The 4628-nt window shown below is 67.9% G+C and carries 5 protein-coding genes; 3 read left to right on the forward strand and 2 right to left on the reverse strand.

The window, feature by feature from the left end; genetic code table 11:
* Nucleotides 1-244: 244 nt before the first annotated feature.
* Complete coding sequence (gene chpT / locus BRAO375_RS17895; RefSeq protein ID WP_009028874.1) at nucleotides 245-907, reverse strand: histidine phosphotransferase ChpT; 663 nt, start codon at nucleotides 905-907, stop codon at nucleotides 245-247.
* A 243-nt stretch (nucleotides 908-1150) separates the two neighbouring features.
* Between chpT and cysQ the strand changes: the two genes are divergently transcribed.
* Nucleotides 1151-1984: a 3'(2'),5'-bisphosphate nucleotidase CysQ gene (cysQ, locus tag BRAO375_RS17900; protein WP_009028875.1), complete on the forward strand. Its 834-nt coding sequence runs from the start codon at nucleotides 1151-1153 to the stop codon at nucleotides 1982-1984.
* Nucleotides 1985-1990: 6 nt separating this feature from the next.
* Here the strand turns inward: cysQ and BRAO375_RS17905 are convergent, their stop codons facing one another.
* Nucleotides 1991-2518: a YHS domain-containing (seleno)protein gene (locus tag BRAO375_RS17905; RefSeq protein WP_009028876.1), complete on the reverse strand. Its 528-nt coding sequence runs from the start codon at nucleotides 2516-2518 to the stop codon at nucleotides 1991-1993.
* A gap of 101 nt (nucleotides 2519-2619) precedes the next feature.
* On the opposite strand from BRAO375_RS17905, the gene BRAO375_RS17910 reads away from it, so the two are divergent.
* Both BRAO375_RS17910 and BRAO375_RS17915 read left to right on the forward strand, forming a co-directional pair.
* Nucleotides 2620-3264 carry a DUF1134 domain-containing protein gene (locus tag BRAO375_RS17910; protein ID WP_035640891.1) on the forward strand — a complete coding sequence of 215 codons (645 nt, stop codon included), beginning with the start codon at nucleotides 2620-2622 and terminating at the stop codon, nucleotides 3262-3264.
* A 142-nt stretch (nucleotides 3265-3406) separates the two neighbouring features.
* Nucleotides 3407-4628: coiled-coil domain-containing protein (locus BRAO375_RS17915; RefSeq protein ID WP_035640894.1), on the forward strand; the 1222-nt coding region annotated here is incomplete at its 3' end.

Below are 4628 nucleotides of genomic sequence, written 5' to 3' on the forward strand. Positions count from 1 at the left end.
GGTCATCCATGAAACTGGCCTTCGCACGCAACGGAACGCGACATGACGCGCCCTTCAAACCGTGGCCAGTTTCGGTCCAAAGCGTTTAATATTAGTTGAGTAAGCGCAAATGAACGGACTCAACAAAGAGATAAGATGTGTCCGGACAAATTCGGACACACCGCTAAGACTTGCTTAACCATGGTAAACGAATTCACGCGTCGATTGACGGCATGACGTCGCAGCAGCGCCGGCGAAATCGCGATCAGGCCGCCTGGACAACCATCGCAGCGCCGTCGGCGGCCAGCGTCACCTTGAGGCCGCAGGCCTCGGCGAGCAGCCGGGTGTAGTACGGCTGCACCGCGTGCGCATCGATCGTCGACTGCAATTCTCCGCCGAGCAGGGTGACGATGTTCTGCGGCAGCCGCGCGTTGAGGCCGGTGGCGGCGACGCGGAAGCTCATCGTCTCGCCCTCGCCGATCGGATCGACGGTCAGCATGCCGCCGCGCGGAATCGTCTGCTGCGCCACGACCATCATGTTGAGCAGCAGCTTGACCCGGTTCTTCGGCAGCAGCAGCCGCGGCAGATTCCAGGTGATCGAGGTCTTGGCGTCCTCGATGTGGCCGCGCGCCATGGTCTGGGCATCGCCGAGATCGATCTGCGCGCCGGCCGAGCCGGCGGCGCCGAAGGCGAGGCGGCAGAACTGCAGCCGGGCCGAGGCGGTCTTGGCGCTCTTGCGGATCAGCTCCAGCGCGAAATCGCGATCTTCGGGCTTGGGATTGTCGTCGAGCACCTCGAGGCCGTTGACGATGGCGCCGACCGGACTAATCAGGTCGTGGCAGACCTTCGAGCAGAGCAGAGCGGCAAGTTCGAGCGTATCGGGAGCGGGAATCGGATTGGCGATCTCGGAAGAGGACGTGCCGGACATTCGATGTTCCTGAAATCCGCGAACTTGGACGAATCATGCTTGCCTTAGCGCTTGATACACTGCGAAAGCAGGGACCGCCACCGAGCTGAGAGCAGGACACGGGAAAGTACGTGGCGGTTTTCCCCGGCAATGCTGCTCGATGACCACGCAAACCTCCGTCCCGGATGCACCGGGGCGACCGGCACAGAACGGGGAGTCGATGATGCAGGCTGCATACGGAACGGCCGAGCGGAGCGTGGCGCGATGACCGGCCGGAGCGCAGGAACCGTCGGTGTCGAAGCCGCCGCGGCGCTGATGACGCCCCTGACCGAGCTCGTCGTGCAGGCCGCCCACGCCATCCTGGCCGTGAACCGGCGCGCCATGGCCGTCACCGACAAGTCCGACGGCTCGCCGGTCACCGAGGCCGATCTCGCCGCCGACCGGGTCATCGCCGAGGGGCTGGCGCGGCTGGCGCCCGAGATCCCGGCGCTCTCGGAGGAGCGCGTCGGGACCAGCGCCGCGCCGTTCAAGGGCAGCTTCTTCCTGATCGATCCGCTGGACGGCACCAAGGAGTTTCTGGCCGGGCGGGGCGAGTTCACGGTCAATCTGGCGCTGGTGAGCGACGCGAGCCCCCTGCTCGGCATCGTCTGCGCCCCGGCCATCGGCCTGATCTGGCGCGGCCTGGTCGGCCGCGGCGCCGAGCGGCTGTCGTTCTCGGAGACCGGCTTGAGCGAGGCGGTGCCGATCCGCACCCGTCCGATGCCCGGGCCCGGCGCGCCCTGGGTGGCCGCGGTCAGCCGCTCGCATGGCGATCCCCGCAGCGAAGCCTTCATCGCGGCGCGCCCCGGGGCGGAGCGGCTGGCGCTCGGCTCGGCGGTGAAATTCGGCCGGCTGGCCGAGGGGCTGGCGGACATCTATCCGCGGCTCGGCCCGACCTCGGAATGGGACGTCGCGGCCGGCCATGCCGTGGTGGTGGCCGCCGGCGGCACGGTGACCAGCGAGGCCGGCGTGCCGCTGCGCTACGGCGAGCGGAGCGACAGCTTCATCGTGCCGTCCTTCATCGCCTGGGGTGATCCCGGCGCGGTGACGGCGGTCTGAACGGGCCTATTGCGGCAGATCTTCCTGCAAGGCCGGCCAGCGCGCTTCTGCCTTCGCGAGATAGCGGGCGGGGTCGGCCTTGAACGCATCCCGGCTCTCCTCGCGGTTGAACAGGAACAGCCGGTCCTCGACGACGGCGAAGAGGCGCGGATTGCCGGCGACGGTGACCCCGCGGGCCACGTCGGTCGGATCGTAGCCGCCGAATTGCGGGCCATAGACCTCCGGATGAGCCAGGAAGGAGGCGCGGTTGCCCTCGTTGCGGAACCGCCAGACCACCCCGCCCTGGGCCGCCTCGAAGTCCGCCTCGCCCATCAGGGCCTGACCGTCGACGAAATAGGACACCGGGTCGAAGCCGTCGATCGCGAGCCCGCTATAGCGGTTGGCGATGATCCGCTGGGTGGTGGCCGCCGGCGCAGCCGAGGGCAGCAGCAGCGAAATCAGGGCGATGGCGGCAATTACGCGGCGAAAGCGCGGCCTTGAGCCGCTCAGATGTCCTTGTTGCCGTTGTGCGGTCATAGTTCGTGCCGATAACATGGGAATAGCGGGGGCTACGCCCCTCGTCCGACCATCGCCGGATGTGGTTGGCGTCTGGTTAAGGCTCAGGTCGGGCCGCCGATAGCAGGGGATCTCCATCGATGAGTTTCGCAATCCGCCTCGCCGCCACGACGCTCGCGGCCGTCCTGGCCTTGACCGCGTCGGTCGCCGCGCAGCAGGCGCCCCCGCCTGCGCCGCCCTACCAGGCTGCGCCGCCGCCCTACCAGCAGCCCGCGCCGCCGCCGCGCCCGGCGCCAAGCCCCGACAGCTTCAATCCGGAAGAGCTGGTCAATGCCGGCCACCGCTTCTTCGGTAACGTCTCGCGCGGGCTGGCCTCGGTGATCGAGCGCGCGGTCAGCCAATGGGGCCTGCCGAACGGCTACATCCTGGGCGAGGAAGGCGCCGGCGCCTTCGTCGCGGGTCTCCGTTACGGCGAAGGCACGCTCTACACCAAGAATGCCGGCGACCTCCGCGTCTACTGGCAGGGCCCCTCGCTCGGCTTCGACTGGGGCGGCGACGGCGCCCGCACCATGACCTTGGTGTACAATCTGCCGGCCACCAGCGCGATCTATCAGCGCTTCGTCGGCATCGACGGCTCGGCCTACATCGTCGGCGGCTTCGGCATGACCGCGCTGACCGCCAACAACATCGTGCTGGTGCCGATCAGGTCCGGCATCGGCCTGCGGCTCGGCGCCAATGTCGGCTACCTCAAGTTCACGCCGAGCGCGACCTGGAACCCGTTCTGATACGGGCTGAGACCGCCAGGTGGTACCGCTGAGACACGTTCTCCCGTGACGGATCAAGGTTAACACGGCATTGGGCTGGCAATGAATCAGCCCGCCGTGCATTGTGATTCCGTTAATCATTTCGGACCGGGAGTTGTGCGTCATGGTCGAGCCGATCATGTATTTCGCGATCGGTTTTCTGATCGCCATGCTCTGTGCCCTCATGATCGTGCCCCTGGTGCACAATCGTGCGGTGCGGCTGACGACGCGCCGGCTCGAGGCGGCCACGCCGCTGTCGATGGCCGAGATCCAGGCCGACAAGGACCAGCTGCGCGCGGAGTTCGCGATGTCGGCGCGGCGGCTGGAGATGAGCGTCGACGCGCTCAAGAACAAGGCCACCGGCCAGCTCGCCGATCTCGGCAAGAAGACCGACGCCATCAACCGCATGAAGATCGAGCTCGGCGAGAAGAACGCCGCGATCTTCGCGCTGGAGGCGCGCGAGAAGGCGCTGAAGGACCAGCTCCGCGCGACGGAAGAGGAGTTCGCCGCCAAGACCGAGGCGCTGCGCGCCGCCGAGCAGGCGCTGAAGGAGAAGCAGGCCGAGCTGGTCCGCCTCACCGCCGAGCTCAACGACAAGTCCATGCTCGCGGACAGCCGGCAGGTCGAGCTGGTCTCGGTCAAGACCCAGGTCGAGGAGCTGCGCACCCGCGTCGCCGACGCCGAGAAGGAATTCTCCGCGACCCAGGCCCGCCTCGCTCTGGAGCGCGACGAATCCGATACCGCGACCAAGGCGCTCAACGACGCCCGCGCGCGGGTCGAGAATCTCAGCCAGCGCGTCACCGAGCTCGACCGCCAGCTGATCGTCCAGGTCAAGGAGGCCGAGATGCTGGCCACGCGCGTGGCCGATCTCGAGGGCCGCCTGTCGACCCAGGGCAAGCTGCTCGCCGAGCGCGATTTCGAAAACAACCAGCTGCGCGAGGCCAATGCCGCCGCCGACCGCGCCCTGAAAGAGCTGCGCGAGGAACTCGCCGGCATGGGCAGCGGCAAGTCCGCCGCCTTCGACCGGCTCAAGTCCGAAAAGGCCGCGCTCGAGGAGCAGCTGCAGGCCGCCCGCGACGAGCGCACCAGGCTGCAGCGCGAGATGAACGCGATCCAGCAGCAGGCCGAGAGCACCTGGGCCCAGGAGCGCATGGAGAACGCGCTTCTGCGCGAGCGCATCAACGACATCGCGGCCGAAGTGGCAAAACTCGCCATGCAGATCGAGGGCCCGAACTCGACCATCGAGGCCATGCTGGCCGCCGAGCCCGCCGCCAAGCCGGCGAATGCCAACGGCGTCGCCGCGGCGCCGGCAGCAGCCGCAGGTGCCGGAGCCCCGCAGGGCGGCA

This window comes from Bradyrhizobium sp. ORS 375, assembly GCF_000239775.1.
GTDB lineage: Bacteria > Pseudomonadota > Alphaproteobacteria > Rhizobiales > Xanthobacteraceae > Bradyrhizobium.